Genomic DNA, 23,676 nt, shown 5'->3' with positions numbered 1-23,676 from the left:
CCTGTCGACGTCGACCGCCCATCGCCTGCTGGCGACGCTGGAAAAGCGCCGCTTCGTCCATTTCGACCGTTATGAATCCAAGTGGCATGTCGGCGCCCGGAGTTTTTCCGTCGGCGCCACCTTCGCTCGCCGCCGCAATTTCACGGCGCAGGCGATGCCTTATCTGCGCAAGTTGCGCGACCAGACCCGCGAAACCGCCAACCTCGCTGTCGTCGACGACGAATCCATCATCGTGCTCACCCGCATCGAAAGCCGCGAGATCATGCGCTCGCTGACCAAGGTCGGCGGCCGCGTCGCGATGGTGGCGTCCGGCGTCGGCAAGGCGGTGCTTGCCACTTATTCGAACGAGGACGTCAACGCCATCATCTGCCGGCAGGGCATGCCGCGGTTGACCGAAAAGTCGATCGTGCGGCCAGGCGAGCTGTTCAAGGAGCTCGAACAGATTCGGCAGCGCGGCTATGCGGTCGACGACGAGGAAGCCCGCATGGGGCTGCGTTGCATTGCATCCGTCGTTTATAACGATTGCAGCGAGCCGTTGGCTGCCATCTCCATCTCCGGCATGACCAGCCGGATCACCGACGAGAGGCTGCCGGTTCTCGGCTGCATCGTGCGTTCGGTCGCGGCCGAACTGACCGTCGTGCTGGGCGGCGTGTTGCCGCCCGTCCCGGAAATGGTTCCGTAGGGCGTGTACTCATCCGTTGGGACGCCAATGCTGGCGCAGTGATGTCCGCTTTACCTTCACAGAAACGGACGTCGCGGGCGCGCCGTTGAATGTCCGCTAAGGGCAAATGGCGACTTCGTCGAGCATCAGTAAGGAGCGCGGATACCAAAGCGCTGGCGAAGCCATCGGTGGACCCACGAACCGGGCCGTGTCTCCGGACCGCCCAAGGCGCCCCACGCCATTAGCGCGTAACAAAAGCCTACTGCGACTACCATGGTGCCAACGGCCCACACCGCCCACGTCGGCAACTGCGAAGGGTTTCGGATGCCGCCCCAATGATTGACGGTGCCGCGGCTGTGAGGGCCGGCGTCCGAAAACCTTCACAATGAGCGACGTTCCAACGGCATGCAGCATATTCTAGGCGACAGCACTGGTGCAGTGTCGTCCATCCCGCCCATCAATCACACATTAGCTGCGCTTAACGTCGCGGCTGGCGCTCGCGGATATGGTCGAAGCCCTTCTTTATCGCGGCGAAGCGGTCGTCGATTAAGGGCTCGAACTCAGTGTCAGTGAAGATGTATGGCCAGTCATCTTCGATGCCTTCTCGAACCAATTCGCCGACATAGAGCGGATCGATGCCCTTGGATACCCGCCCCTGAAATTCTTTGATTAGCTCAGCGATCGGTCCTTCTGTCGGGAGAGGTCCAAGAGTGCTGACGAACCCCTGAGGGGCATTTCGGAGCGAGTTCGTGATTTGCGTGCGAACAAAACCCGGACACAGAACGGACACTCCGATTGCCCGCGGCGCGAGGGTGCTGCGCAGTCCCTCGGAGAGCGCAACGACGCCATATTTGCTCACATTGTACGAAGGAGCTACTCCCCCTGAAATCAGTCCGGCGATTGACGCGGTGGAGACGATCTGTCCTCCCTCACCGTGCGCTTCAATGAGCGGGCCAAAAATCTCGATCCCCCAGATCACCGACATCAGATTGACGCCCAGAGCCCAATTCCAACCCGCGTCGGACCAGTGGCCGTAGTAGCCGGCGCCGCCAACCCCCGCATTGTTGACCAGAATATGGATCTTGTCATACCGCGCGACGGTGGCGTCCGCTGCAATCTGGAGCTCAGCCTTGAGTGAGACATCAGCTCTTACACCATCAACATCGGCGTTGGTGAGCTTGAGGGTCGCTACCGCCTGGGCTAGCGCCTCTTCCTCAATATCGCATAACATCACCTTCACCCCAGCCTGCGACAGCGCAGTGGCGATGCCCAGTCCGATACCCGATGCGGCGCCCGTGACGAAGGCGGTCTTTCCAGACAGGTCTTTCATGCACGCCTCCTTGCGCTTCTATTTGGCCAGAGCCGCTATTGTTTCATTGGGTCGGTTGCTTGGCAATGGTAGCTCTCCCAACAGTTGAACCACTGCGAGGGCCGCTGAATCGCCTGCGTCGACGCAGCACTTTGGCCTCGTGCAGATTCCATTTTTTCTCGCCGCTAACGTTTTGAGCGGACGTGAAAAATCCGAAAACATGCCGTCTCGCGGGAAATAAGATCGTATCCGTTGAGATGGAGTGCCGCTCCGCCCGATGATCCCCGCTACGAAAATTGTCGGATGGAGCGCAACATGGCGAAGATGCGGGCAGTCGATGCGGCTGTGAAGATTCTGGAAAAGGAAGGCATCGTCTGCGCCTTCGGCGTTCCGGGCGCCGCGATCAATCCGTTGTACTCCGCGCTGAAGAAGAATGGCTCGATCAGCCATATTCTGGCGCGTCATGTCGAGGGCGCCTCGCACATGGCCGAGGGTTACACCCGCGCCAGGGCCGGCAATATCGGCGTGTGCATCGGCACGTCCGGCCCGGCCGGAACCGACATGATCACGGGGCTTTACTCGGCGATTGCGGATTCGATCCCGATCCTGTGCATCACCGGCCAGGCGCCGCGCGCAAGGCTCTACAAGGAAGACTTTCAGGCGGTCGATATCGAATCGATCGCCAAGCCCGTGACGAAGTGGGCCGTGACCGTGCGCGAGCCGGCGCTGGTGCCGCGCGTCTTCAGCCAGGCGTTCCACGTCATGCGGTCGGGCCGTCCCGGTCCAGTGCTGATCGACTTGCCGTTCGACGTGCAGGTCGCCGAAATCGAGTTCGACGTCGATACCTACGAGCCGTTGCCGGTCTACAAGCCCGCCGCGACGCGCAAGCAGGTCGAGAAGGCGCTCGAGATGCTCAATGCCGCCGATCGCCCTCTGATCGTCGCCGGCGGTGGCATCATCAACGCCGATGCCAGCGATCTTCTGGTGCAGTTTGCCGAGATCGCCAACGTGCCGGTGGTGCCGACGCTGATGGCGTGGGGTGTCATCCCCGACGATCACGTGCTGATGGCCGGCATGGTGGGCCTGCAGACCAGCCATCGCTACGGCAACGCGACGATGCTGCAATCCGATTTCGTGCTGGGCATCGGCAACCGCTGGGCCAACCGGCACACCGGCTCGGTCGAGACCTACACCAAGGGACGCACCTTCGTGCATGTCGATATCGAGCCGACACAGATCGGGCGCGTCTTCAATCCCGACCTCGGCATCGTCTCCGACGCCAGGGCGGCGCTCGAATTGTTCGTGAGCGTTGCGAAGGAATGGCGCAAGGCGGGCAAACTGAAGGAGCGGCAGGCGTGGCCGGCGGCGTGCCGCGATCGCAAGCGCTCGATGCTGCGCAAGAGCCACTTCGACAACGTGCCGATCAGGCCGCAGCGCGTCTATGAGGAGATGACCAAGGCCTTTGGCCGCAACACCCGCTATATCAGCGTCATCGGACTGTCACAGATCGCCGGCGCGCAATTCCTCAGCGTCTACCGGCCTCGCAACTGGATCAATGCCGGGCAGGCGGGTCCGCTGGGCTGGACGCTGCCGGCCGCGCTTGGCGTGCGCGCCGCCGATCCCGATAGCGAGATCGTCGCGCTTTCGGGCGACTATGATTTCCAGTTTCTGATCGAGGAGCTCGCCGTCGGTGCGCAGTTCAAGCTGCCATACATCCACGTCGTCGTGAACAATTCGTATCTCGGCCTGATCCGCCAGTCGCAGCGCGGGTTTGACATGGACTACCATGTGCAATTGTCGTTCGAGAACGTCAACGCGCCGGAACTCGGTGTCTACGGCGTCGATCACGTGGCCGTTGCCGAGGGGCTTGGTTGCAAGGCGATCCGCGTCACCGACCCGAAGGATGCGCAGGCTGCTTTTGCCAGCGCGCGCGAGCTCATGAAGAAGCATCAGGTCCCGGTGGTGGTCGAATTCATCCTGGAGCGCGTGACCAACGTCGCGATGGGCACCGAGATCGACAATGTCGTCGAGTTCGAGGAGGTTTTCGATCTGCCGCTGGATGACGAGCCCGCGAGTCTCGCGGCGGAACCTTCGGTCCAGCTGCTTCCGGTGTAGCCGGCGGGGCTTTTAGGAAGCGCCTAGTGCCCACTTTCCGAAGTTCGTGCTACGCTTCAGCACGCACCTTTCCGCTTTGCTATTTGACGCTCTTGGATCGAATTCGCCGCTTGCGGTGCAGGAGCGTCAAAATGGGCGGCACTAGCAGAAAAGAATGCTCGTGACGGCCAGCTTCGCTGCTGATCATCGACCAGCATATGCGCGCGTGATCCGGATCACTCAATAAAGTCGCCTGGCGATTTCTGCTGCGTGGAGGGACGGCCGGAATGTTTTCGGGCCGTTCTTCTTAGGTGAGCGTCACGGCGCCTCGCGGACGCCGAGGCCCAGCATGAAGCGTTCGCGGATCTGCACGGGATCGCGGCGGGTCGTTCCCGTTCCCGGCTTGTCGTCAATCCGCACGCCGATCAGCATCGGTTCGGACACGGTCAGGGATCGATCGATCAGGCGCTCGAAGTCCTCTTCGTCGGCGGCCCAGGTGCTGTCCGTCAGCCCGCAACCGATCGCAACGGCCATGAGATCGGTCGATGCGGCCGCGGGCGTCGGCTGCGCGCCGGTGATCTGGTAGACGCCGTTGTCCATCACGACCATGGTGAGGTTTTTCGGCTTCAGCGTCGCAATCGTCGACAGACAGCCGAGCTGCATCAACAGCGAGCCATCGCCTTCGAGCGCGAAGACGCGCCTGTCCGGCTGCGCCAGCGCGACGCCGAGCGCGATCGGAAACGCAAGCCCCATGCTGCCGAGCATGTAGAAGTTCTGCGGGCGATGACCGGCGGCCCACAGATCGAAATTGGTGTTGCCGATGCCGCCGACGACGGCCTCTTCGTTTTTCAACTTCGTGACAAGGCGCGAGGTGAGGTCGAACCGGTTCATCACCTTGGTGTTGCGGGAGGGGGTGTTCGCAGAGTTCATGTGGGCGCTCACTAGTGCTCCGTTTCCGAAGTTCGCATCTTGTCGCCGCACCTTCGTCTTGCGAACTTCGGAAACGAAGGAGCACTAGCAAACAAATTATTCTAGTGCAGCTTTGGATTTGGAGTTCCGATAACGATTGCGCGGGTACACAGATCGGAACTCCAAATCCGCTGCACTAGTCGAATACCTTGCCGCCGGTCAACAGCGGCGACAGGATCAGCGCAACCGGCGCCTGGGTGGCGATCGCCTGCTTGATCGAGCGGTCGACGATGAATTCGAATTCGTCGATCCTCGTTGCGGTGTGATGCTCCATCGCAAGCGAATCGAGTACGGGCCGCATGGTGCGGCAGACCAGCGATTGCCCGTAGTTGAACTCGCCGAGCGTTCCGCGCTCGGAGACGAACATGATCAGCGGAATTTGATAGGGCAGCGCGAGCGAGGCCAGCACATTGGCGAGCGTCGCAAAGCCGGAGGTCTGCATCAGCACCGCGCCGCGCATTCCGCCCATCCAGGCGCCGGAAACGATGCCGACGGCCTCTTCCTCGCGGGCGGTCGGAAAGGTCGTGAAAAATGGATCGGCGTGGAGGTCCTTGATCAGGCGCGTCAGCACGCGATCGGGCACATAGGGCACGAGTCGGATATCGTTGCGCTTGAGCGTCTGCAAGACGATCTCGTGCCAGGCTTTCTGGCCGAGCCCCATCGGCGACGCTTGTCCGTCCGCAGCCGCCATCGAAAATTTCCTCCAGTGAAATTTTTTGCCACGCGTTCTTGCGTTGTCCACCTCGTTGGCGCCGAACTTGACGCGAACGGCAGGATTGTCAACATGTCCCCGCTGGTGTGTGACCTGCGCAACGCGATGAAGCGGCTTCTGCGCGGGCATGCCACAAGGCGAAGAAATATACGCGAACGGGAAGATCGGGAGGTGGGGTTCTTGGACAGCTCGTTCTGGAGCACAATGTTCTTGAGCCGATGGTCGCGCCGCGCGGTGTGTGCGGCAGCCATTTTTGCGCCCAGCCTGGCGTCGGCGGAGAGCCCGTTTCCATCGAGAGCCGTTCATGTCCTGGTACCATACCCGGCTGGCGGTGGTGTCGACATTCTCGCGCGCACCCTGGGCGACGTGGTTTCCCAGCAATGGGGCCAACCGGTCGTTGTCGAAAACCGGCCGGGAGCGGGCGGCGTCATCGCATCGCAGGTGCTCGTGACATCGCCGCCCGACGGCTACACGCTGATCGTTGTGGCGAGCGGACACGCCACCAATCCGTTGCTCTATCCCCACATTCCCTACGACACCTTCAAGGACTTCACGCCCATCTCGCTGCTCGCGACGTCGCCGAACATTCTACTGGTTCGCGCGGACTCGCCGTTCAAGTCGCTCGCTGATGTCTTGTCGACCGCGCGGGCGAAGCCGGGAAGCCTTTCCTTCGGCCATGCCGGCACCGGAACGTCGACGCATCTGGCGGGTGAACTGCTCAAGAGCATGGCGAAGATCGATATCAAGCCCATTTCGTACAAGGGTGGGGCGCCCGCGCTCAACGATCTGCTGGGCGGTCAAATTCCGATGTCGTTCAATAATGCGCCGGAGGCGTTGGGCCAGTTGAAGGCGGGAACGCTGCGTGCGCTCGCAGTGACGACGGCTGAGCGATCGCCGCTATTGCCCGACGTGCCGGCGATGTCGGAGGCGCTGCCGGGCTTTGCCACCGAAGTCTGGTGGGCCGTGCTCGGTCCGCGCGGAATGCCGCCCGACGTGGTTGCGAGGCTCTCCAGGGATTTCGTCGCCGCCTTGAATACGGATACCGTGAAGCAGCGGCTCGAGAAGTTCGGCGACACGCCGGTCGGCAGCACCCCGCAGCAACTCGATGCCAAGATCCATGCCGACTACGACAAGTGGGGACCGATTATCAAAGCGGCCGGCATCTCGGCCGACTGATTGAAATAAAAATCGAAAGCGAAGAGATGTCCGTCAACAACAAGCGTGTGTTCTACGTCAAATATCTTGCCAACCAGCTCTATGCCGATATCCTGAAAGCGCGCCCCGATGTCCGGCTCGACCGGCTCGAGAATGAAAGCCCCGACGAGGTTGCGGCACCGATCCTTTCCGCCGCGCATGCTTATCAGATCGGTGCGGCGCGCGATGAACTGGCACCGCACTTTCACGCCAATGCCGATTTGCTTCGCCGCGCCCCCAATCTCTTGATCGTCTCATCGAACGGCGCAGGCTACGACCCCGTCGACGTCGAGGCCTGCACGGCGGCCGGCGTGATCGTGGTCAACCAGTCCGGCGGCAACGCGCATTCGGTCGCCGAGCACGCACTGGCGATGCTGATCACGCTGTCGAAGCGGATCATTCAAGCGGATCGCGTGATCAGGCGTGAGGCGAACGTCAATCGCAACGCGCTAATGGGCAACGAAGTCCACGGCAAGACCATCGGCATCATCGGCCTCGGCAATGTCGGCCGCCGCATCGCCGCGCTCTGCAAAGGCCTGCTCAGCATGAACGTGCTGGCCTACGACCCGTATCTCTCCGCAACCGAAATGGCGGAGCGCGGCGGCGAGAAGGTCGCGCTCGACGACCTGTTGCGCCGCTCGGATTTCGTTTCAATCTCGTGCCCGCTGACCAAGGACAACCGCGGCATGATCGGCGCGCGCGAATTCGCGCTGATGCAGCCGCATGCCTATTTCATCACCACGGCGCGCGGCTTCATCCATGACGAGGTGGCATTGGAGCAGGCGCTGCGCGACAAGCGCATCGCCGGCGCGGGCCTCGACGTCTGGGCCAAGGAACCGCCGCCGCCAGACCATCCGCTTCTGCAGTTCGACAACGTGATCGCGAGCCCGCATACGGCGGGCGTGACCACCGAGGCACGCGAGAACATGGCGAGAATTGCCGCCGAGCAGATGCTCGATGCGCTCGACGGCAAGCGTCCGCCGCGGCTCGTCAATCCGCAGGTCTGGCCGGCTTACGCCAAGCGCTTCGAGCGGACGTTTGGATTTGCGCCGGGTTAGCCATTAAGGCCGGCCCGGGGGACGTAGAAGAATTCGTTCTTCATGGCGCTCCAGAGGGCAATGAATCTGCTGTCGGGGAGGCCCTGTGCGTTTGCGCTGTTGCTATTTTTGCGGCGATCTCGACTTCGCAGGCCCGGAACCCATACCTTTACTTCACGACTTTTGATTTCCAGGCCAAGGGCTTGGACGAAGGTCTTGGGATGGAAGTTATGGCCCGCCTGAATTCATTTTTGCGCTCGACCCGCTCCCGTATCGGGCGCCGTCTGGCGCAGATCGTCGCGATTGCGGCAGAGAGCCTGCCGGCTGCCGGCGCCTGAGCGACCCTCGTGCGGCGTACCCCAACGCCCGCGGATCGATCATCTCATTTTCAAGCCGCCGGAACCGTCATCCGTTCGATGGTCTGGATGTGGCGGGCGAGCAGTGAGCTCGCTTGCTCGGGATTGCGCGCGCGCAACGCCCCGAGAATGAGGCGATGGTCCTGATTGGACCGCGGCTGCCAGCCCAGGCTGCGCGCCATCGCAAACACGAGGCGGGAATTCGCCCGTTGCAATCCGTCAAGGCTTGCGAGCAGGCGCGGCATACCGCAGGGCGCGACCAGCGCCCGGTGAAAGGCGCGGTTGGCGGTTTCGAATTCCTGCAAGGTTTCGGCGTTTTCGCCCTCGATCAGCGCCAGTTCGATCTTGGCGAGATGAGCCTGCGTCAGCCGCGGCACGGCGTGGCGCAGCGCCACCACTTCGAGCGCAGCGCGCATCTCGGAAATCTCGCGGATGGAAGCCGCGTCGAGCGGCGCGACCCGCACGCCGCGGCGGGGAAGGGCGACGACAAGGTGCTGCGCTTCGAGCTGGCGAAAGGCTTCGCGAACCGGGACATGGCTCGAGTTGAATTCGCGCGCGACGTGATCCTGCCGGAGCGGCGCGTCCGGCTTGAGGGTCCCGGCGATGATGCGCTCGGCGATAGCCTCAGCGATCCGGGTCACGATGGTGGCGCTCTCGTTGGTCTCATTCATAGATTATCTATTACAAAATTGAGTGCGGGATCGACAAGCGTCGGCTAACCTAAAGCCATCGAACATGATTATAGATAAGTGTCTGTATTATCTATAAAAAGAAAGGGCGATGTGATGGCGGATGGATTGGCTGAAGCGCGCAATGACGGCCAGGTTCAGGACATGCACGGCGTCAACGCCCTCCGATACGACTGGACGCGTGCGGAGGCGCTGGCACTTTATGATCTGCCTTTTGCCGATCTGATGTTTCGCGCCCAGAGCGTTCATCGCGCGCACTTCAATCCCAATCACGTCGAGACCGCGAGCCTGCTCAGTATCAAGACCGGCGGCTGCCCGGAGGACTGCGGGTACTGCTCGCAGAGTGCGCATTACGACACCGGGGTGAAAGCGACCAAGCTGATGGCGCAGGCCGACGTGGTCGCGACAGCGCGGCGCGCGCGCGACGCGGGCGCGACCCGCTTCTGCATGGCGGCCGCCTGGCGCAATCCGAAGGAGCGTGATCTCGACGAGGTCTGCCGCATGGTGAGCGCGGTGAAAGACCTCAGCATGGAGACCTGCGCGACGCTGGGCATGCTGACCGCCCCGCAAGCCGCACGCCTGCGCGAGGCCGGGCTCGATTTCTACAACCACAACGTCGACACCTCGCCGGAATTCTACGACCAGATCATCACGACGCGCACCTTGCAGGATCGCATCGATACGCTCGCCCATGTGCGTGAGGCCGGTATCAAGGTTTGCTGCGGCGGGATCATCGGAATGGGCGAGGAAGTCGACGATCGTCTCGGCATGCTGGTGCTGCTTTCCAATCTGCCTGAACATCCCGAGAGCGTTCCGATCAACCTGTGGAACGAAGTGAAGGGCGTGCCGGTCAATGACACCGCCGAACGTCCGGATCCGATCGTCTTGGCGCGGCTCGTTGCGGTCGCCCGCATCATGATGCCGAACAGCGTCGTTCGTCTCTCGGCCGGGCGGCAATACATGACCGACGAGCTGCAGGCATTGTGCTTCCTAGCAGGCGCCAACTCGATCTTCATCGGCGACGTGCTTCTGACCACGAAGAATCCGCAAACCACGCGCGACGCTGACCTGCTCGGGCGGCTCGGCATGACCTCGGCTCTTAACCGGACGCCGGCGTGAACTTCGCGACAAGCTATGTTTCAGCGCTCGATGCGCTAAAGAGTGACGATCGGCTGCGCAGCCTGAAGCCGCGTGCCGGCATCGATTTTTCCTCCAACGACTATCTCGCTTTGGCGAATAGCCAGCGCATGCGGAAAGCCATTGCTGCGGCCGTTGCAGCCGGCACGCCAATCGGCGCCGGCGGATCGCGGCTCTTGCGAGGCAATTGCGCCGAGCACGAAAGCCTTGAAGCGGAAGCGGCGCGGTTTTTCGGCGCGGAAGCCGCGATCTTCTTTGCGACCGGCTATACCGCGAATTTCGCTGTTATCACGACCCTGCCGCAACGGGACGACCTGTTGGTGCTGGACCAACTCGTTCATGCCAGCATCCACGAAGGCGCGCGCGCCGGCCGCGCCGAGTTTCGCTTTAATGCGCATAACGACGCCGACTCGGTCGAAGAGGTGATCCGCAGTTGGCGGTCGGAAGGCGGCAAGGGGCGGATCTGGATCGTCGCCGAGAGCCTCTACAGCATGGACGGCGACTTCGCGCCGCTCGAAGCGCTCAGCGAGATTGCCGGCCGGCACGATGCGTTCCTGATGATCGACGAGGCGCATGCCACCGGCGTCTTCGGCCCAGGGGGGCGCGGACTCACCGCCGCCTATGAGGGACGCGAGAATCTCATCGCCATTCATACCTGCGGCAAAGCGTTGGGCGCCGCTGGCGCGCTGGTGACGACGACCAAACTGCTGCGCGACTTCATCGTCAACCGCTGCCGTCCGTTTATCTTCTCCACCGCACCATCACCGCTGTTGGCGGTCGCCGTCGAGGAGGCGTTGTCGACTCTGCGCGAGGAGCCGGAACATCAACAGCGCCTGACGCAGTTGATCGGCGTTGCCCGAGAGGAGATCGGGGCGCGACAGGGATGGCAATTCTCGGGTTCGCAGATCATTCCCTATATCGTCGGCGACAATGCGCGGGCGATGGATCTTGCTGGCGGCTTGCAGGCGCGCGGCTTCGACGTCAGGGGAATCCGCCCGCCGACGGTGCCACCGGGCACCGCACGCTTGCGAATTTCCCTCACTAATAATGTCGACGAGAACGATGTGCGCGCCATGCTCGATGCGCTTGCCGAGGTGACTGGAGGCGAGAGCTGATGCGCCGACCGATCGTGGTGACCGGCACCGATACCGAAATCGGCAAGACCGTGTTTGCCGCCGGTCTCGCCGATCTGCTTCAAGCCTGCTACTGGAAACCGATCCAGTCCGGCCTTGAAGCCGAGACGGACTCTGAAATCGTCGCGCGATTGGGCGGCTTGTCTCCCGATCGGATCCTGCCGGAGCGATACCGTCTGAAGACGCCGGTCTCGCCGCATCAGTCGGCCGCGATCGACGGCGTTCGTATTGACACGGCAGCGCTAACCATCCCTGCTACCGGTGGCCGGCCGCTGGTGATCGAGGGCGCGGGCGGGCTGATGGTGCCGCTCGATCCGCCCACGCTCTATATTGATGTGTTCGCGCGATGGCGTCTTCCGGTGGTGCTCTGCGCGCGAACGGCGCTTGGCACCATCAACCATTCGCTGCTGTCGATTGAAGCATTGCGACGCCACGATGTCGAACTGCTTGGCGTTGCCTTCCTCGGCGACATCTATCCGGAAAGCGAGCGTATGATCTGCGAGATCGGCGGCGTCAAGCGCCTTGGGCGGCTGCCGCGGCTTTCGCCGCTGACGCGAGCCACACTGCGCGAGGCCTTCGCCGCATCGTTCAAAGCAAGCGATTTCGGCCTGTGATGCGCAGAAGGGCGTCCCCCATCTGGCATCCGTTCACGCAGCACGCGCTTCAGCCTGACATGGTCAGGGTCGCGCGCGGCGAGGGCGCCTATCTCTTCTCGACCGATGGCCGTCGCATCATCGACGCGATCGCGTCATGGTGGGTGGTCACCCACGGCCATTGCCATCCGCCAATCGTGCAGGCGATTCAAAAACAAGCGGAACAACTCAACCAGATCATTTTCGCCGGCCATACGCATGAGCCAGCCGAACGGGTCGCATCCGCGATCCTCAAGCTTGCGCCGCCCGCCCTTGAATATGTGTTCTTCTCCGACTCTGGCTCGACCAGTGTCGAGGTGGCGCTGAAGATGGCGCTCGGCTACTGGCACAACATCGGCGAACCGCGCTCGCGCATCGTCGTGATGCAGCACTCCTACCACGGCGACACTATTGGCGCGATGTCGGTCGGCGCCCGCGGCGTCTTCAATGCCGCTTATGGTCCGCTGCTGTTCGACGTCGCGACAGTGCCGTTTCCAGCGGAAGGGCAAGAGCAGGACACGCTCGATGCGCTGGAAACTGCCTGCCGCGACAAGCCGGCCGCCTTCATCGTCGAGCCGCTGATCCTGGGAGCGGGCGGCATGCTGATGTATCCCGCCTGGGTGCTGAAGGAGATGAGACGGATTTGCGAGGCTTACCACGTCTGGTTTATCGCCGATGAGGTGATGACCGGCTGGGGCCGGACCGGGACGCTGTTTGCCTGCGAACAGGCCGACGTCGTGCCTGACATCGCCTGTTACTCGAAGGGGTTGACCGGCGGTGCGCTGCCTCTCGCCGTGACCCTCTGCCGGGCCGAGATCTTCGATGCGCATTTCTCGCACGATCGCAGTCGTACCTTCTTTCATTCCAGTTCGTATACGGCCAATCCAATTGCCTGTGCGGCGGCGAGCGCGAACCTCGACTTGTGGAGCGATCCGGCGGTTCTCGCCCGAGTGAGGTCCGCGGCGGAAATGCAGGAACAAGCACTCAGGCCTTTTCGCGCCGACGCGCGTTTCAGGAATGTGCGCCGGACCGGCACGATCACGGCGCTCGACCTTGATGTGAAGGACGGCGGCTATCTCGCTGGAATTGGGCCAAGGCTGCTTGCCTTCTTCGGCGGTCGAAACCTGCTGCTGCGTCCGCTCGGCAATACGATCTACGTCATGCCGCCTTACTGCATCGCACAGACCGATCTCGACGAGATTTATGTGGGGATTGCCGAGGCCGCGAGCCTGTAACGATCGCGCCGAGAGGGGCATTTGCGAGAGCAGGTCTGCTACTGGCCGGTGCGACGTAGCGGGCCTTTCGCTCTCTTTCTACGCCCGTTCTCTACACCCGTTCTGCCACGCGCCGTGCCACCTGTTCGCCGAATGCGTCGGTACCGAGCGGACCGCCGAGATCGGGGGTGCGGGTCTTGGGATCGGCCAGCACGGCATCGACCGCGCGATCGATCGCAGCACCGGCCGCTTCAAACGCGGGAAGCTTGCGCTGCTCCCCGAGCCAGCTCAGCATCATGCCGGCGGACAGGATCAGCGAAGTCGGATTGGCCCTGTTCTGGCCCTGGATATCAGGTGCCGAGCCGTGCTGGGCCTGCGCGCAAACGCGCCCCGTTTCGGCATTCGCATTGATCGAGCCGGCGAGGCCGAGGCCTCCCGAAAGCTCGCTCGCCAGATCCGAGAGAATATCGGCGTGGAAATTGGTAGCGACCACCACATCGTAGCGTGAGGGATGACGGACCAGGTGCGCCGCCATGGCATCGATGATCACATCGTCGACGCTGACTTCCGGAAATTCGGCAGCGACCTTGCGTACCTTCTCCAGGAAGAAGCCGTCCGACAGGATGAAGTTGTTGGCCTTGTGGATCGCCGTCACCTTCTTGCGCCGTTTCATGGCGAGTGCAAAGGCGGCGCGGGCGATGCGCTCACACCCATGGGCAGTCAGCTTGCGCATTGAGATGACGACGTCGGGCGTCGGCATGAACTCGCCGGAGCCCTTGAACATGTTGCGGTCGGGGTAGAAGCCTTCGGTCGCCTCGCGCATGATGACGAGGTCCATTTCCTTTCCGTTTGCGTTCAGGAACGGACGCGAGCGGGCCGGCCGCACGTTGGCGTAGAGGTCGAGCTGGACCCGGAACTGGGCCGACGGGTTCGGGCCGCCTTTGTCGCGAGGCGGATAGTCCATGTGCGACACCGGTCCCAGGATAATGCCGTCGTAGCTCTTGGCCCGCTCGACGGTTTCGTCGCGCAAGGTCGTGCCGTATTTTTCCAGGCTGACAAAGCCGATTTCTTCGAAGTCATACGATAGGCCGAGTTCGAACACGCGGTCGGCAGCTTGAAGAACGGCGACCGTGGCCTGAGAAATTTCCGGGCCGATACCGTCGCCCGGCAGAACGAATAGGCGCATCTCTTCTCTCCTGATGCGGCAGCGCCGTCAGGCGCCTGCCGACCTGGTCGTTTACCAACATCACTACGTCATTTCTTCGGAGGCTACGAAATCACGCCAGGTGAAACCGGCCGCGCAAACTTCAGCATGCGCCGGCCGTCAGAATGCTCAAGCGGGCTTGCCGTGCCTCCGCCGTGTTACCGGCTAATTGCACGTTTCTTCTTCGAAAGGCAACCATAGCCACGGGCTTGTTCGCCCGCGCAGCGTGCCATCAGCTATGTTCGATCCGAGTTTTTCGTGAGCAGGTCTTCGGAGATGTCTGGAGTGTCAGCTCGTCCCGGTCTACTGACCGCGTTTTCAGACTCATGGCCTGTTGGGATGCTGTGTCGGGCGGGAGTTCTTTGTCTCCCTTTGGACGGCGGCCCTTTCCGCTGTCGGCCGCTCTGGAAGGAGCGGGATAAAACAAATATGCTCTTCCCTCATCAAGGGCCACCGATCGCCGTGTGATGGGCCCTGCTGCCCGCGCCGGACGGGATGAGGGAAGGGTGCCATGACGGGGCAGATGAAACTGATCGGCTTCCTGCAGGCCCAGAATTGTTCGAACTATCCGGCTTCCTGGCGCCATCCTTCGTCGAAATCAAACTGGTTCTCGCGCGAATATTACGAGGACATCGGACGCACGCTCGAGCGGGGAAAGTTTCATCTCGCGTTCTTTGATGATCGGCTGGCGATACCCGACCGCTATGGTGACGATTTCCAGGAAACGATCCGCCACGGAATTCGCGCCGCCAAGCTCGATCCGATTGCGGTCGCGCTGACGATGGGGCTTGCAACGGGGCGGCTCGGTATCGGCGTCACCTACTCGACGACCTATTATGAGCCATTTCATGTCGCGCGTGTGTTTGCGACGATGGACCTTCTGCTGAACGGCCGCGCCGCCTGGAACGTCGTTACCTCGCTGAACGATTCGGAGGCTGCCAATTTCGGCGCATCGAAGCATCTCGGCCACGATCTGCGATATGACCGCGCCGATGAATTCATGGAGGTGGTGCTCGGGCATTGGAATAGCTGGGAAGATGATGCCCTGAGCTTCGACCGCGAGGCCGGGCTATTCGCAGACCCTTCGAAAGTGCACCGTCTCGACCATCAAGGAAATTTCTTCAAATCGCGCGGGCCGTTCACGGTGCCGCGTTCGCCGCAAGGTCATCCGGTGGTCATCCAGGCCGGACAAAGCGGCCGGGGCAAGGCGTTCGCCGCGCAATGGGGCGAACTGATCTTCGTAGTCTACCCGAACCTCGACGTTGCCAAAAAGCAGTACCCGGATTTCAAGCGCGCATTTGCCGAGAAGGGACGCGATGCCTGCATCGCGCCGGCGGTCTATCCCGTGGTCGCGGAAACGCAAGGCGAGGCGGAAGACAAATTCGCCGCCATCGATGCGCTTGCGAAGCCGATCGACGCGCTGGTGCTGCTGTCGGAGGTGCTCAATTTCGACTTTGCGACAAAGCCGATCGACGAGCCGTTTACGTTCGAGGAGCTGCAGGCGATCAGCGGCATGCAAGCGCTGCGGGATCGCGTCGTTCAGGTGAGCGGCAAATCGAATCCAACGGTGCGCGATTTCGTTCAGTTCAGCGGCAGGGGAACGTTGCGCGAGATGCCGACCTTCGTTGGCTCGCCCAAGATGGTCGCGGACAAGTTCGAGGAGTGGTTCACCGGCGGCGGCTGCGATGGCTTCGTGATCGCGGCGAGCCACGTGCCCGGTACTTACGAGGATTTCGTCCGCCTGGTCGTGCCGGAGTTGCAGCGCCGCGGCCTGTTCCACAGTGACTACGAGGGCGTGACGCTGCGGGAAAATCTGGGTCTGCCGAAGCTGGTATCTCGCGCGAGAGAAAAATCCTCTTGAACAAAACAACGCGCGGACGCGCCCGTCCGCGCATTGCAAGTTTCAGGCAGCCAGTTTGCCCTTAAGCGGCGAGATTCACCCAGACCGCTTTCGGCTCGGTGAAGTTCTCGATCGCCGCAGTGCCGTGCTCCCGGCCAAGGCCGGAGTCACGCTCGCCACCCCACGGCAAACGCACATCGGTGTAGCCGTAGGTATTGATCCAGACAGTGCCGGCGCGCGCCCGCTTGGCGAAACGTTGCGCGCGGAGGATATCGCGGCTCCAGACGCCGGCCGCCAGGCTGTAGGCCGTGCCGTTGGCCATCCGCAAGGCGTCAGCCTCATCCTTGAACTTGATGACGCTGACGACAGGCCCGAAGATCTCTTCCTGCGAGATCCGCATCTCGTGCTTCACGCCGGCGAACACCGCCGGGCTGATGAAGTAGCCACGCTTTCCGATCCTCTCGCCGCCGGTGGCGAGCGTTGCGCCTTCCTTCTGTCCGATATCGACATAGTCGAGGATCGACCGCATTTGCTTTTCGGAAATGACGGGCCCCAGGGAGGTATTGCGGTCGAGCAGATCGCCGACGCGAAGCGCCTTGGCGCGCGCCGTGAGACGCTCCACCACTTCGTCATAGGCTCCTTCCTGAACCAGCACACGCGCACCCGCCGAACAGACCTGTCCCGCGTTGAAGAAGATGCCGGCGGCGGCCGCCTTGGCAGCCGCGTCGAGATTGGCGTCATCGAAGATCACGTTGGCAGACTTGCCGCCGAGCTCGAGCGAGACGCGTTTGAAGTTGCTGGCGGCGCCTTTCATGATGCCGCGGCCGACGCCAGGCGAACCCGTGAAGGTGACCTTGTCGACGTCGGGATGGTTGACAAGCGCGTCGCCAACGACGCGGCCCGGACCGGTCACGATGTTGAGCACGCCGGGCGGAATACCGGCTTCCAGTGCCAGTTCGCCGATCCGCAGCGCCGACAGCGAGGTCAATTCGGCCGGCTTCATGACGATCGTGCAGCCGCATGCCAGGGCAGGGGCCAGCTTCCACATCCCGATCATCAGCGGGAAATTCCACGGCACGATCGCCGCCACGACGCCGACCGGCTCTCGAACCGTATAGGTCAGCGCATCGTCGCGCGTCGGAACGACATCGCCGCTGATCTTGTCGGCCCAGCCGGCATAATAGGTCAGCGTGTCGATGGCGGCTGGAAAATCCTGACGCAGCGTGGCCGAGATTGGCTTGCCACCGTCCAGGCTCTCGATCTCGACGATTTCGTCCGCATGCCGCTTCAGAAGTTCGGCCCATTTGAACAGGAGGTGGCCGCGCTCGGCCGGGCGCATCGTGCGCCAGGGGCCTTCAAAGGCGCGGCGTGCGGCGGCAACTGCGCGGTCCACGTCGACCTCGTTGCCTTCGGCAATGGTGGCGATGATCTGTTCGGTCGCGGGGTTGAGCGATTTGAAGGTGCGGCCCGAGGAGGACGGAACGCGCTTGCCGTCGATCAAAAGCTGGTGCGGCTTGCGCAGGAATTCCGCCGCGGCGGTCTCCGGGGTATAGTCATATGCAATTGACATCATATTTCCTCCATCGCTTGTATTTGAAGATAGGAGGTTATCTACTGAAGTAAATATGATATTTATTACCTATGGCCCGACAATATATGAATTGTAATTCATAATTGAGGTGAAGCGTGCTGCACATCGAGATCGAGCCCGTCTGGCGATTTCACAAGGAGGACAGTCCGCAAAGCGTCGTGGTGATGCTCGGCGTTCTCAACGAAATCCGTAAAACCGGAAAACTCACCAGCGCGGCGCAAGACGCGCACCTGTCCTACCGTCACGTCTGGAATCTGGTGGAGCAATGGTCGCAGTTTTTCGGCGTGCCGCTGGTCGAAACCCAGCGCGGCAAGGGCTCGCGGCTCACCGCGTTCGGGGAAAAGCTGGTCTGGGCCGGGGAGCGAATGCAGGCGCGCCTTGGTCCGCAGCTCGAAAATCTCGCGCAGGAACTGGCAACCGAGATCAAGCCCTTCCTGCATCAACGTCCCTCCGTCATTCGCGTTCATGCCAGTCACGGCTTTGCCGTGTCGAAGCTTCGCGAACTGCTGGACCGCGAGCCCGGCATCGGCGTCGACCTGCGTTACGTCAGCAACCAGCATTCGTTGGTGTCGCTGGCGCAAGGCGCCTGCGACCTGTCCGGCGTGCATTTGCCGCGCGGCGAATTGCGCGCGAAGGGTATTCAGGCCTGCAAGGAATGGCTCGATCCGCGCCAGGACCGGATTGTCAGCTTCGTCACGCGCGAGATCGGGCTGATGGTGAAACGAGGCAACCCGCTGAAGATTTCATCGCTGGAAGACGTCGTGCGTACCAAAGCGCGTTTTGTCAACCGCGACCATGATTCGGGAACGCGCCTGTTGTTCGATCAGCTGCTGGCGCTGCACGGAATCGACGAGGCGAAGATCAACGGCGCGCAGCAGATCGAATTTACGCACGCTGCGGTAGCCGCCTATGTTGCAAGCGGAATGGCAGACGTGGCCTTCGGCGTTGAAGCGGCTGCGCGTCAGTTCGGCCTCGACTTCATCCGTCTTCTGACCGAGGACTACGTCTTCGCCTGCCGGCAGGTCTTCCTGGAGACCGAGCCAATGCGGCGGGTGCTCGATATCATGAAGGGGCAGGAGTTTCAGCAGGCGGTCGCGGCGCTGCCGGGTTACCGGGCGACCGACACCGGCGTCGTATATTCGGTGAAGGAATTTCTCGATCGCCTGGAAGGCAGCAAATAAAGCGCGGCATTTGCAACCATCGGGCGGGCGGTGCCCTCCACCGCGGTGTTAGTTATCCGTATGTGGATTAAGCACGGAGTCCTTGGCGACCTTCAACGGTGATGCCTTCACCGACCTGCTGGCGGGCTTGGCGGCAAATTCCATCGGCTCTTTGGTGAAGGGATTAATGCCGGCTCGGGCTTCCTTCGCGGGCTTGTTCACGACTGACAGCTTCGCGAAGCCGGGAATCACGAACTCGCCGGTTTCGTTCAGCTCCTTGTAGCCGACGGCCGCCATTGTCTCGATCACCGCCTTTACATCGCTTTTGGAAACCTGGGTACCCTCGACGATCGCGTCGATCAACTGGGTTTTTGTCATTTTGGCCATCGTAGATACCTGTCTGTGAGAAGCTGGACGTGACGCGCATTATCGCCGGAATCGAAGGTTGTCCAGAACTGGAATGCGCCGACGGCCAGCTTGTGCCCGTTAGAATAACGGCGGCGTTCACGTTCAAGCCACAGCAATGCCCTTTTTTTCGGATCGCGGAACGCCGCTACTCCGGCGCAGGCTGGACGGTGGCACCGGGTATCGCTATTTTTTCATAAATATAACGATCTGGAATGGGCATCAATGGAGCCGCGGCCGCAAGGCAGTCATCGCCGAATTCACCGACTTGCAGCCAATGAACCGCGGCGGACTCTTCACCCCGCCGGAAAGGTTACCCGCGACACTGCTCGGAAAACGGGTGGTTCCGGCGTCAAAAAGACGCGATCGGTACGGTCAAAGCAGAACGGGCAGTCGACGCCTGGGACTCGCGAAGGACCGAAAATGACTGCAAAATCGCAAGCCGCCTGCATTCGACCGGAGGCGACGGTTGAGGCTGACCCTCGCTGGGTGCGCGTCCTGGCGCGCGACCGTTCGGCTGATGGGCAATTCTGGTACTCGGTTGCGACCACCGGCGTTTATTGCCGGCCGTCGTGCCCTTCGAGGTCAGCCAATCCCAGGAACGTCGGGATTCACGGTTCGCTGGCCGAAGCTAAAGCCACCGGCTTTCGGCCGTGCAAGCGCTGCAATCCCGATGGCCCGTCAGCCGATGTCGAGAATGCGGCGATCGTCGCCAAAGCGTGCCGTTTGATCGAAGGGAGTGAAGACGTCCCTTCATTAAAAGGTCTCGCGCGGGCGGCCAATCTGAGCACCAGCTACTTCCATCGCTTGTTCAAAACTATAACGGGCGTTACGCCGAAGGACTACGCTGAGGCCCACAAGGCTTCCCGCGTCCGCGATGGGCTTGCAAAGGGTCGCAGCGTGACGGAGGCCATGTATGATGCGGGATTCAACTCCAGCGGCCGCTTCTACGAAAAATCCAGGACCATGCTGGGGATGACACCGACGCGATATCGCGCCGGCGGCGCAAATGAAGACATCCGTTTCGCGGTGGGCCAATCTTCGCTCGGCGCAATATTGGTGGCGTCAAGCGACAAGGGTGTGGCGTCGATCTTGATCGGTAACGATCCGGACGAACTTGTGCGTGATCTTCAGGATCGTTTTCCGAACGCGCGGCTGGTCGGCGGCGACAGGGAATATGAGTCCGTGGTCGTGCGCGTTGTCGGTTTCGTCGAGATGCAGCAAATCGGTCTGAACCTTCCCCTCGACGTGCGCGGCACCGCGTTTCAGCGGCGCGTGTGGCAAGCCTTGCAGGAAATTCCGGCTGGGCAAACCTTCTCCTATTCAAGCGTTACGCTATTGGCTCCCTCGACCGCTCGATATCCACGCCCTTGTAGAGCGCTTCCGGGATTTGCGACAGGCGCGAAGCTCGGGGCTGGCGATCGGCAAGACCGAAGAATTTTTGAAAGCTCATGATCAGCGGCCGCCACTTGTCGGGGTCGATCCTGTTCGGATCGCCGTCGGCAAGGATCGACGGCTCGACAAACACCCGCTGAATACGCAATTCAAACAGGATCCGGCGCCCACGGAATGCCGGATCGTTTTCGGACATCTCGTACTTGTGCTCAACGACGGCTTCCATCTGGATCGGGCATTCCCTGGCGCGCGGCGGATCGACGGTCTCCGACGCAATGGGGGTCAGCCCTGCGGTCCCGAACTTGTCCTTCTCGAAGCGGTAGCCGCGCGTCACCTTGTGCGGCGGCAGGACCTCTGATCCTGACGTCAGCGCGATGCGGTCGACCGCATCGACCTGCGCCACGGACGGCAGGTTGAGCACGCATTGGTTGGTGCGGATGATGTTCGCGACCGTCTTCGACGACCGGTCAAGGCCGAGTACGCCGCGCCATCCGAGCCAGAACGCAGACGACATCGGCGCGAGATTCGCGGAACCGTCTTCGTTGCAGGTGCTGATCAACACCACCGGCGTGCCGACATAAAGTATCGGTGGCTCGCTTCTCTGCAGCATTGGCGTTGTAGCAACCTCGATATCCATCGTGATCCCCTCCTGGCGCGCGGCGACGCAGCGGGTTCGATGCCGCGCGTGATGTTGTTGACCGGAATCAGACCTATCGGGCAGGGGCCGAGGCGACACTCCGCTTGTTGCTTTTGAATCGAACTCGCGAGCAGCAAAGATTTGGATACGCCGGCAAGAAACGGAGCGTGGCTACGATGTCGCCCGTCTAGTGTTGGCGTCGGAAGCTTGATGCTTCCGGTGACAAATCGGAACGAACAGAGAGATCAAGACATGTCGAAGGAAAATGATAACAAGGCGGTCGTCGGCCGCTGGTTCACCGAATTTTGGGGTAAGACCTTCAACCTCGGTGTCGTCGACGACATTGCGGCCCCTGACACGCTGCAGAACTACTCGCTGCATGAACCCCGTCGCGGTCGGGCCCAGATCAAGGCGGCTATCACCCACTTCCGCGCCGCCTTCCCTGACCTTAACTTCACTGGCACGGCGGACCTGATCGCCGAAGGCGATTATGTGGTCGGACAATGGGAAGGTGGAGGCACGCACACCGGTGCGGCATTCACCGATCTTCTGGCGGGCAGCTTGCCGGCCGCAACGGGCCGCAAGTTGCACTTCACGGGGACGACCGTTCTGAAGGTGGTCAACGGCATGATCATCCAGGAAATCGGACTCGATGACGGCGTGACGGCATTGACTCAGCTCGGCCTCATTCTGCATCCTTCGACGCCTTCGTGAGCGCTCGACCACATGAAGCGGCACTCCATGGAGCGCCGCTTCGGCGCATGAGGCAAGCAATTTCAGGGAGAGTTCTTTCGTGTCATCGTCCCCGCTGATGTCAGGTTTTCCTTCGGCAGAATCCGGTCAGGTGACTTTGGCAAATTGGCGAACGGCCCCCTATAACAAATGGGCATTTCAGCATGTGCGGGAAATTGTGCCCTCGGCCGATATTCCCAACGCACCGGGTGATGTATGGAAGCTTGAGTCCGAGCCGAAGGATTTCGCTCCGTTTCGCTTCGATCACAGCGGCAAGCCGTACGGTATCGATAAGTTCGTCGGCGAAACCGAAACCGATGGCCTGGTCATCTTGCACCGGGGCAAGGTCATTCTTGAGCACTACAGCAACGGAATGACCTCGGACACGCCACACATCCTTATGTCGGTCTCGAAATCGCTCACTGCTATTGTCGCCGGCATCCTCATTGAGCAGGGCAAGCTTGATCCAGAGCAAGCCGTTGTTTCAGTCATCCCAGAGCTCAAGGATTCGGTCTATTCCGATGCGACGGTGCGCCACGTGCTCGACATGCGCGTCGGAATAGATTTCGATGAGGATTATCTCGCAACGTCCGGTCCGATTGTCGAATACCGCAAGGCGACGAACTGGAACCCGTTGAGTCCGGGGGAGCGTCCGGACGATCTTCGTAACTTCCTCGCCAGTTTGAAGAAGCGGAGTGGCCCAGATGGCGGACCATTCCACTACGTTTCGACCAATACCGACCTGTTAGGTTGGATACTGGAGCGAGCCAGTGGCGTCCGATTCGCCGATCTCCAGAGCACCTTGTTGTGGAAACCCATGGGTGCCCAATGCTCTGCTTATGTTACGGTCGATCGCTTCGGAGCGCCTCGCTGCGCTGGTGGTATCTGCACCACAACGATGGATCTTGCCCGGGTCGGCCAGTTGATCGTGCAGAACGGCCGTCGAAACGGCACCCCGATCATTCCCGCTGGCTGGATCGAAGACATGCTAGGTGGCGGCGACCCCAAGGCCTGGGCGGCCGGCGATCTGATTTCCTATTTCGGCGATCGTCCCATGCATTATCGCGACAAATGGTACGTTCTCCGAGATCGAGATATGGCGCTGGGGCTAGGCGTCTACGGCCAGAACATCTTTGTCGATAGAGCGAACGAACTCGTCATCGCAAAAGTCTCCTCGCAGCCGCCTCCGCTCGATAAGGACCTCATCGACCTGACGATGACATTTGCCGAGGCAATGAGCGATCACTTTCGGCAGCACTAGTGCTCCGATTCCGAAGTTCGTACCATGTTGCGGCTCCACGTTTACGAACTTCGGAATCAAAGGAGCACTAGCCAATTATGTGATTCTAGTCCAATGGGAGACCCCCCGGCTCTGCCGGGGTGGCAGTAGAAGTTTGACATTTCCAGCTGTGGCCCATCGACGAAACGCCCCGGCTCGTGAGCCACCACGCGCACGAAAAGGAGTTTCGCGATGGGCCTGTACTTATGAGCCTGCCGACTTCAGAAGAGAACAGGGTTGTTTTGCTCACGTACCATTGTCTCTGAGAAGTTAGCGAGTTGGGGGTAAGTGAGGCA

At 61.5% G+C, this 23,676-nt stretch carries 21 protein-coding genes and 1 pseudogene; 14 read left to right on the top strand and 8 right to left on the bottom strand.

Going from position 1 to position 23,676, the window contains the following annotated elements; all coding sequences use genetic code 11:
- The coding region (locus tag M6D32_RS24755; RefSeq protein ID WP_298261278.1) for an IclR family transcriptional regulator C-terminal domain-containing protein at positions 1-682 on the top strand (682 nt) is incomplete at its 5' end.
- Positions 683-1,139: 457 nt separating this feature from the next.
- Here the strand turns inward: M6D32_RS24755 and M6D32_RS24750 are convergent.
- Positions 1,140-1,991: an SDR family NAD(P)-dependent oxidoreductase gene (locus tag M6D32_RS24750; RefSeq protein ID WP_298261276.1), complete on the bottom strand. Its 852-nt coding sequence runs from the start codon at positions 1,989-1,991 to the stop codon at positions 1,140-1,142.
- A 294-nt stretch (positions 1,992-2,285) separates the two neighbouring features.
- On the opposite strand from M6D32_RS24750, the gene gcl reads away from it, so the two are divergent.
- Complete coding sequence (gene gcl / locus M6D32_RS24745) at positions 2,286-4,085, top strand: glyoxylate carboligase (RefSeq protein ID WP_298261274.1); 1,800 nt, start codon at positions 2,286-2,288, stop codon at positions 4,083-4,085.
- Between the two features lie 297 nt (positions 4,086-4,382).
- On the opposite strand, the gene M6D32_RS24740 is transcribed toward gcl, so the two are convergent.
- On the bottom strand, positions 4,383-4,994 hold the full coding sequence (locus M6D32_RS24740; RefSeq protein ID WP_298261272.1) for a thiamine pyrophosphate-dependent enzyme: 612 nt from the start codon (positions 4,992-4,994) through the stop codon (positions 4,383-4,385).
- Between the two features lie 175 nt (positions 4,995-5,169).
- Positions 5,170-5,724, bottom strand: coding sequence for a thiamine pyrophosphate-binding protein (locus M6D32_RS24735; RefSeq protein ID WP_298261270.1), 555 nt, complete (start codon positions 5,722-5,724; stop codon positions 5,170-5,172).
- Between the two features lie 225 nt (positions 5,725-5,949).
- Here M6D32_RS24735 and M6D32_RS24730 point away from each other — a divergent pair, with 225 nt between their 5' ends.
- On the top strand, positions 5,950-6,921 hold the full coding sequence (locus M6D32_RS24730; protein ID WP_298261268.1) for a tripartite tricarboxylate transporter substrate binding protein: 972 nt from the start codon (positions 5,950-5,952) through the stop codon (positions 6,919-6,921).
- A 26-nt stretch (positions 6,922-6,947) separates the two neighbouring features.
- A complete protein-coding gene (locus M6D32_RS24725) occupies positions 6,948-7,997 on the top strand; it encodes a hydroxyacid dehydrogenase (RefSeq protein ID WP_298261266.1) in 1,050 nt (349 codons plus the stop codon).
- Positions 7,998-8,364: 367 nt separating this feature from the next.
- Here M6D32_RS24725 and M6D32_RS24720 read toward each other — a convergent pair whose 3' ends face one another.
- Positions 8,365-9,003 (bottom strand): GntR family transcriptional regulator, encoded by a 639-nt coding sequence (locus tag M6D32_RS24720; protein ID WP_298261264.1) that lies wholly within the window; start codon positions 9,001-9,003, stop codon positions 8,365-8,367.
- A 162-nt stretch (positions 9,004-9,165) separates the two neighbouring features.
- Here M6D32_RS24720 and bioB point away from each other — a divergent pair, with 162 nt between their 5' ends.
- From bioB to M6D32_RS24700, 4 genes are read left to right on the top strand one after another with little or no spacing between them, the layout of a single operon-like run.
- Positions 9,166-10,140 (top strand): biotin synthase BioB, encoded by a 975-nt coding sequence (bioB, locus tag M6D32_RS24715; RefSeq protein WP_298261280.1) that lies wholly within the window; start codon positions 9,166-9,168, stop codon positions 10,138-10,140.
- Complete coding sequence (locus M6D32_RS24710) at positions 10,137-11,273, top strand: 8-amino-7-oxononanoate synthase (RefSeq protein WP_298261262.1); 1,137 nt, start codon at positions 10,137-10,139, stop codon at positions 11,271-11,273. Before bioB ends, M6D32_RS24710 begins: the two co-directional genes overlap by 4 nt.
- Positions 11,273-11,905: a dethiobiotin synthase gene (bioD, locus tag M6D32_RS24705; protein WP_298261260.1), complete on the top strand. Its 633-nt coding sequence runs from the start codon at positions 11,273-11,275 to the stop codon at positions 11,903-11,905. Before M6D32_RS24710 ends, bioD begins: the two co-directional genes overlap by 1 nt.
- Positions 11,905-13,158, top strand: a complete 1,254-nt coding sequence (locus M6D32_RS24700) for an adenosylmethionine--8-amino-7-oxononanoate transaminase (protein WP_298261258.1) — start codon at positions 11,905-11,907, stop codon at positions 13,156-13,158. Before bioD ends, M6D32_RS24700 begins: the two co-directional genes overlap by 1 nt.
- 91 nt (positions 13,159-13,249) lie before the next feature.
- On the opposite strand, the gene M6D32_RS24695 is transcribed toward M6D32_RS24700, so the two are convergent.
- On the bottom strand, positions 13,250-14,323 hold the full coding sequence (locus M6D32_RS24695) for an isocitrate/isopropylmalate dehydrogenase family protein (protein WP_298261256.1): 1,074 nt from the start codon (positions 14,321-14,323) through the stop codon (positions 13,250-13,252).
- A gap of 529 nt (positions 14,324-14,852) precedes the next feature.
- On the opposite strand from M6D32_RS24695, the gene M6D32_RS24690 reads away from it, so the two are divergent.
- Entirely contained in the window at positions 14,853-16,202 is a 1,350-nt protein-coding gene (locus M6D32_RS24690; RefSeq protein ID WP_298261254.1) for an LLM class flavin-dependent oxidoreductase, read from the top strand.
- A gap of 61 nt (positions 16,203-16,263) precedes the next feature.
- Here M6D32_RS24690 and M6D32_RS24685 read toward each other — a convergent pair whose 3' ends face one another.
- Positions 16,264-17,751 (bottom strand): aldehyde dehydrogenase family protein, encoded by a 1,488-nt coding sequence (locus tag M6D32_RS24685; protein WP_298261251.1) that lies wholly within the window; start codon positions 17,749-17,751, stop codon positions 16,264-16,266.
- Between the two features lie 116 nt (positions 17,752-17,867).
- Between M6D32_RS24685 and M6D32_RS24680 the strand changes: the two genes are divergently transcribed.
- The gene (locus M6D32_RS24680) at positions 17,868-18,953 is read left to right on the top strand and encodes a substrate-binding domain-containing protein (RefSeq protein ID WP_298261249.1); all 1,086 of its coding nucleotides are present in this window, start codon (positions 17,868-17,870) and stop codon (positions 18,951-18,953) included.
- 48 nt (positions 18,954-19,001) lie between these two features.
- Here the strand turns inward: M6D32_RS24680 and M6D32_RS24675 are convergent, their stop codons facing one another.
- A complete protein-coding gene (locus tag M6D32_RS24675) occupies positions 19,002-19,319 on the bottom strand; it encodes an HU family DNA-binding protein (RefSeq protein ID WP_298261247.1) in 318 nt (105 codons plus the stop codon).
- Positions 19,320-19,348: 29 nt separating this feature from the next.
- Between M6D32_RS24675 and M6D32_RS24670 the strand changes: the two genes are divergently transcribed.
- Both M6D32_RS24670 and M6D32_RS24665 read left to right on the top strand, forming a co-directional pair.
- Positions 19,349-19,537 (top strand): hypothetical protein, encoded by a 189-nt coding sequence (locus tag M6D32_RS24670; RefSeq protein WP_298261245.1) that lies wholly within the window; start codon positions 19,349-19,351, stop codon positions 19,535-19,537.
- A gap of 223 nt (positions 19,538-19,760) precedes the next feature.
- Positions 19,761-20,669, top strand: a pseudogene (locus M6D32_RS24665) (Ada metal-binding domain-containing protein); the annotation flags it as partial.
- On the opposite strand, the gene M6D32_RS24660 reads toward M6D32_RS24665, so the two are convergent.
- Complete coding sequence (locus M6D32_RS24660; RefSeq protein ID WP_298261243.1) at positions 20,668-21,369, bottom strand: flavin reductase family protein; 702 nt, start codon at positions 21,367-21,369, stop codon at positions 20,668-20,670. The pseudogene M6D32_RS24665 and the gene M6D32_RS24660 overlap by 2 nt on opposite strands.
- Before the next feature lie 252 nt (positions 21,370-21,621).
- On the opposite strand from M6D32_RS24660, the gene M6D32_RS24655 reads away from it, so the two are divergent.
- Together M6D32_RS24655 and M6D32_RS24650 are read left to right on the top strand one after the other, a co-directional pair.
- Positions 21,622-22,083, top strand: coding sequence for an ester cyclase (locus M6D32_RS24655; protein WP_298261241.1), 462 nt, complete (start codon positions 21,622-21,624; stop codon positions 22,081-22,083).
- 79 nt (positions 22,084-22,162) lie between these two features.
- On the top strand, positions 22,163-23,362 hold the full coding sequence (locus M6D32_RS24650) for a serine hydrolase (RefSeq protein WP_298261239.1): 1,200 nt from the start codon (positions 22,163-22,165) through the stop codon (positions 23,360-23,362).
- The last annotated feature ends 314 nt before the right edge of the window (positions 23,363-23,676 follow it).

Source organism: Bradyrhizobium sp. (assembly GCF_027307225.1).
Lineage (GTDB): Bacteria > Pseudomonadota > Alphaproteobacteria > Rhizobiales > Xanthobacteraceae > Bradyrhizobium.
Note: the sequence above shows the minus strand (reverse complement) of the source record. Positions and strands in the feature narration are given on the sequence as shown.

Coding starts and splice junctions, on each gene's coding strand:
- M6D32_RS24750 (WP_298261276.1), bottom strand. CDS start 1,991: ATGAAAGACCTGTCTGGAAAGACCGCCTTCGTCACGGGCGCCGCATCG.
- gcl (WP_298261274.1), top strand. CDS start 2,286: ATGGCGAAGATGCGGGCAGTCGATGCGGCTGTGAAGATTCTGGAAAAG.
- M6D32_RS24740 (WP_298261272.1), bottom strand. CDS start 4,994: ATGAACTCTGCGAACACCCCCTCCCGCAACACCAAGGTGATGAACCGG.
- M6D32_RS24735 (WP_298261270.1), bottom strand. CDS start 5,724: ATGGCGGCTGCGGACGGACAAGCGTCGCCGATGGGGCTCGGCCAGAAA.
- M6D32_RS24730 (WP_298261268.1), top strand. CDS start 5,950: ATGTTCTTGAGCCGATGGTCGCGCCGCGCGGTGTGTGCGGCAGCCATT.
- M6D32_RS24725 (WP_298261266.1), top strand. CDS start 6,948: ATGTCCGTCAACAACAAGCGTGTGTTCTACGTCAAATATCTTGCCAAC.
- M6D32_RS24720 (WP_298261264.1), bottom strand. CDS start 9,003: ATGAATGAGACCAACGAGAGCGCCACCATCGTGACCCGGATCGCTGAG.
- bioB (WP_298261280.1), top strand. CDS start 9,166: ATGCACGGCGTCAACGCCCTCCGATACGACTGGACGCGTGCGGAGGCG.
- bioD (WP_298261260.1), top strand. CDS start 11,273: ATGCGCCGACCGATCGTGGTGACCGGCACCGATACCGAAATCGGCAAG.
- M6D32_RS24700 (WP_298261258.1), top strand. CDS start 11,905: ATGCGCAGAAGGGCGTCCCCCATCTGGCATCCGTTCACGCAGCACGCG.
- M6D32_RS24695 (WP_298261256.1), bottom strand. CDS start 14,323: ATGCGCCTATTCGTTCTGCCGGGCGACGGTATCGGCCCGGAAATTTCT.
- M6D32_RS24690 (WP_298261254.1), top strand. CDS start 14,853: ATGACGGGGCAGATGAAACTGATCGGCTTCCTGCAGGCCCAGAATTGT.
- M6D32_RS24685 (WP_298261251.1), bottom strand. CDS start 17,751: ATGTCAATTGCATATGACTATACCCCGGAGACCGCCGCGGCGGAATTC.
- M6D32_RS24675 (WP_298261247.1), bottom strand. CDS start 19,319: ATGGCCAAAATGACAAAAACCCAGTTGATCGACGCGATCGTCGAGGGT.
- M6D32_RS24660 (WP_298261243.1), bottom strand. CDS start 21,369: ATGGATATCGAGGTTGCTACAACGCCAATGCTGCAGAGAAGCGAGCCA.
- M6D32_RS24655 (WP_298261241.1), top strand. CDS start 21,622: ATGTCGAAGGAAAATGATAACAAGGCGGTCGTCGGCCGCTGGTTCACC.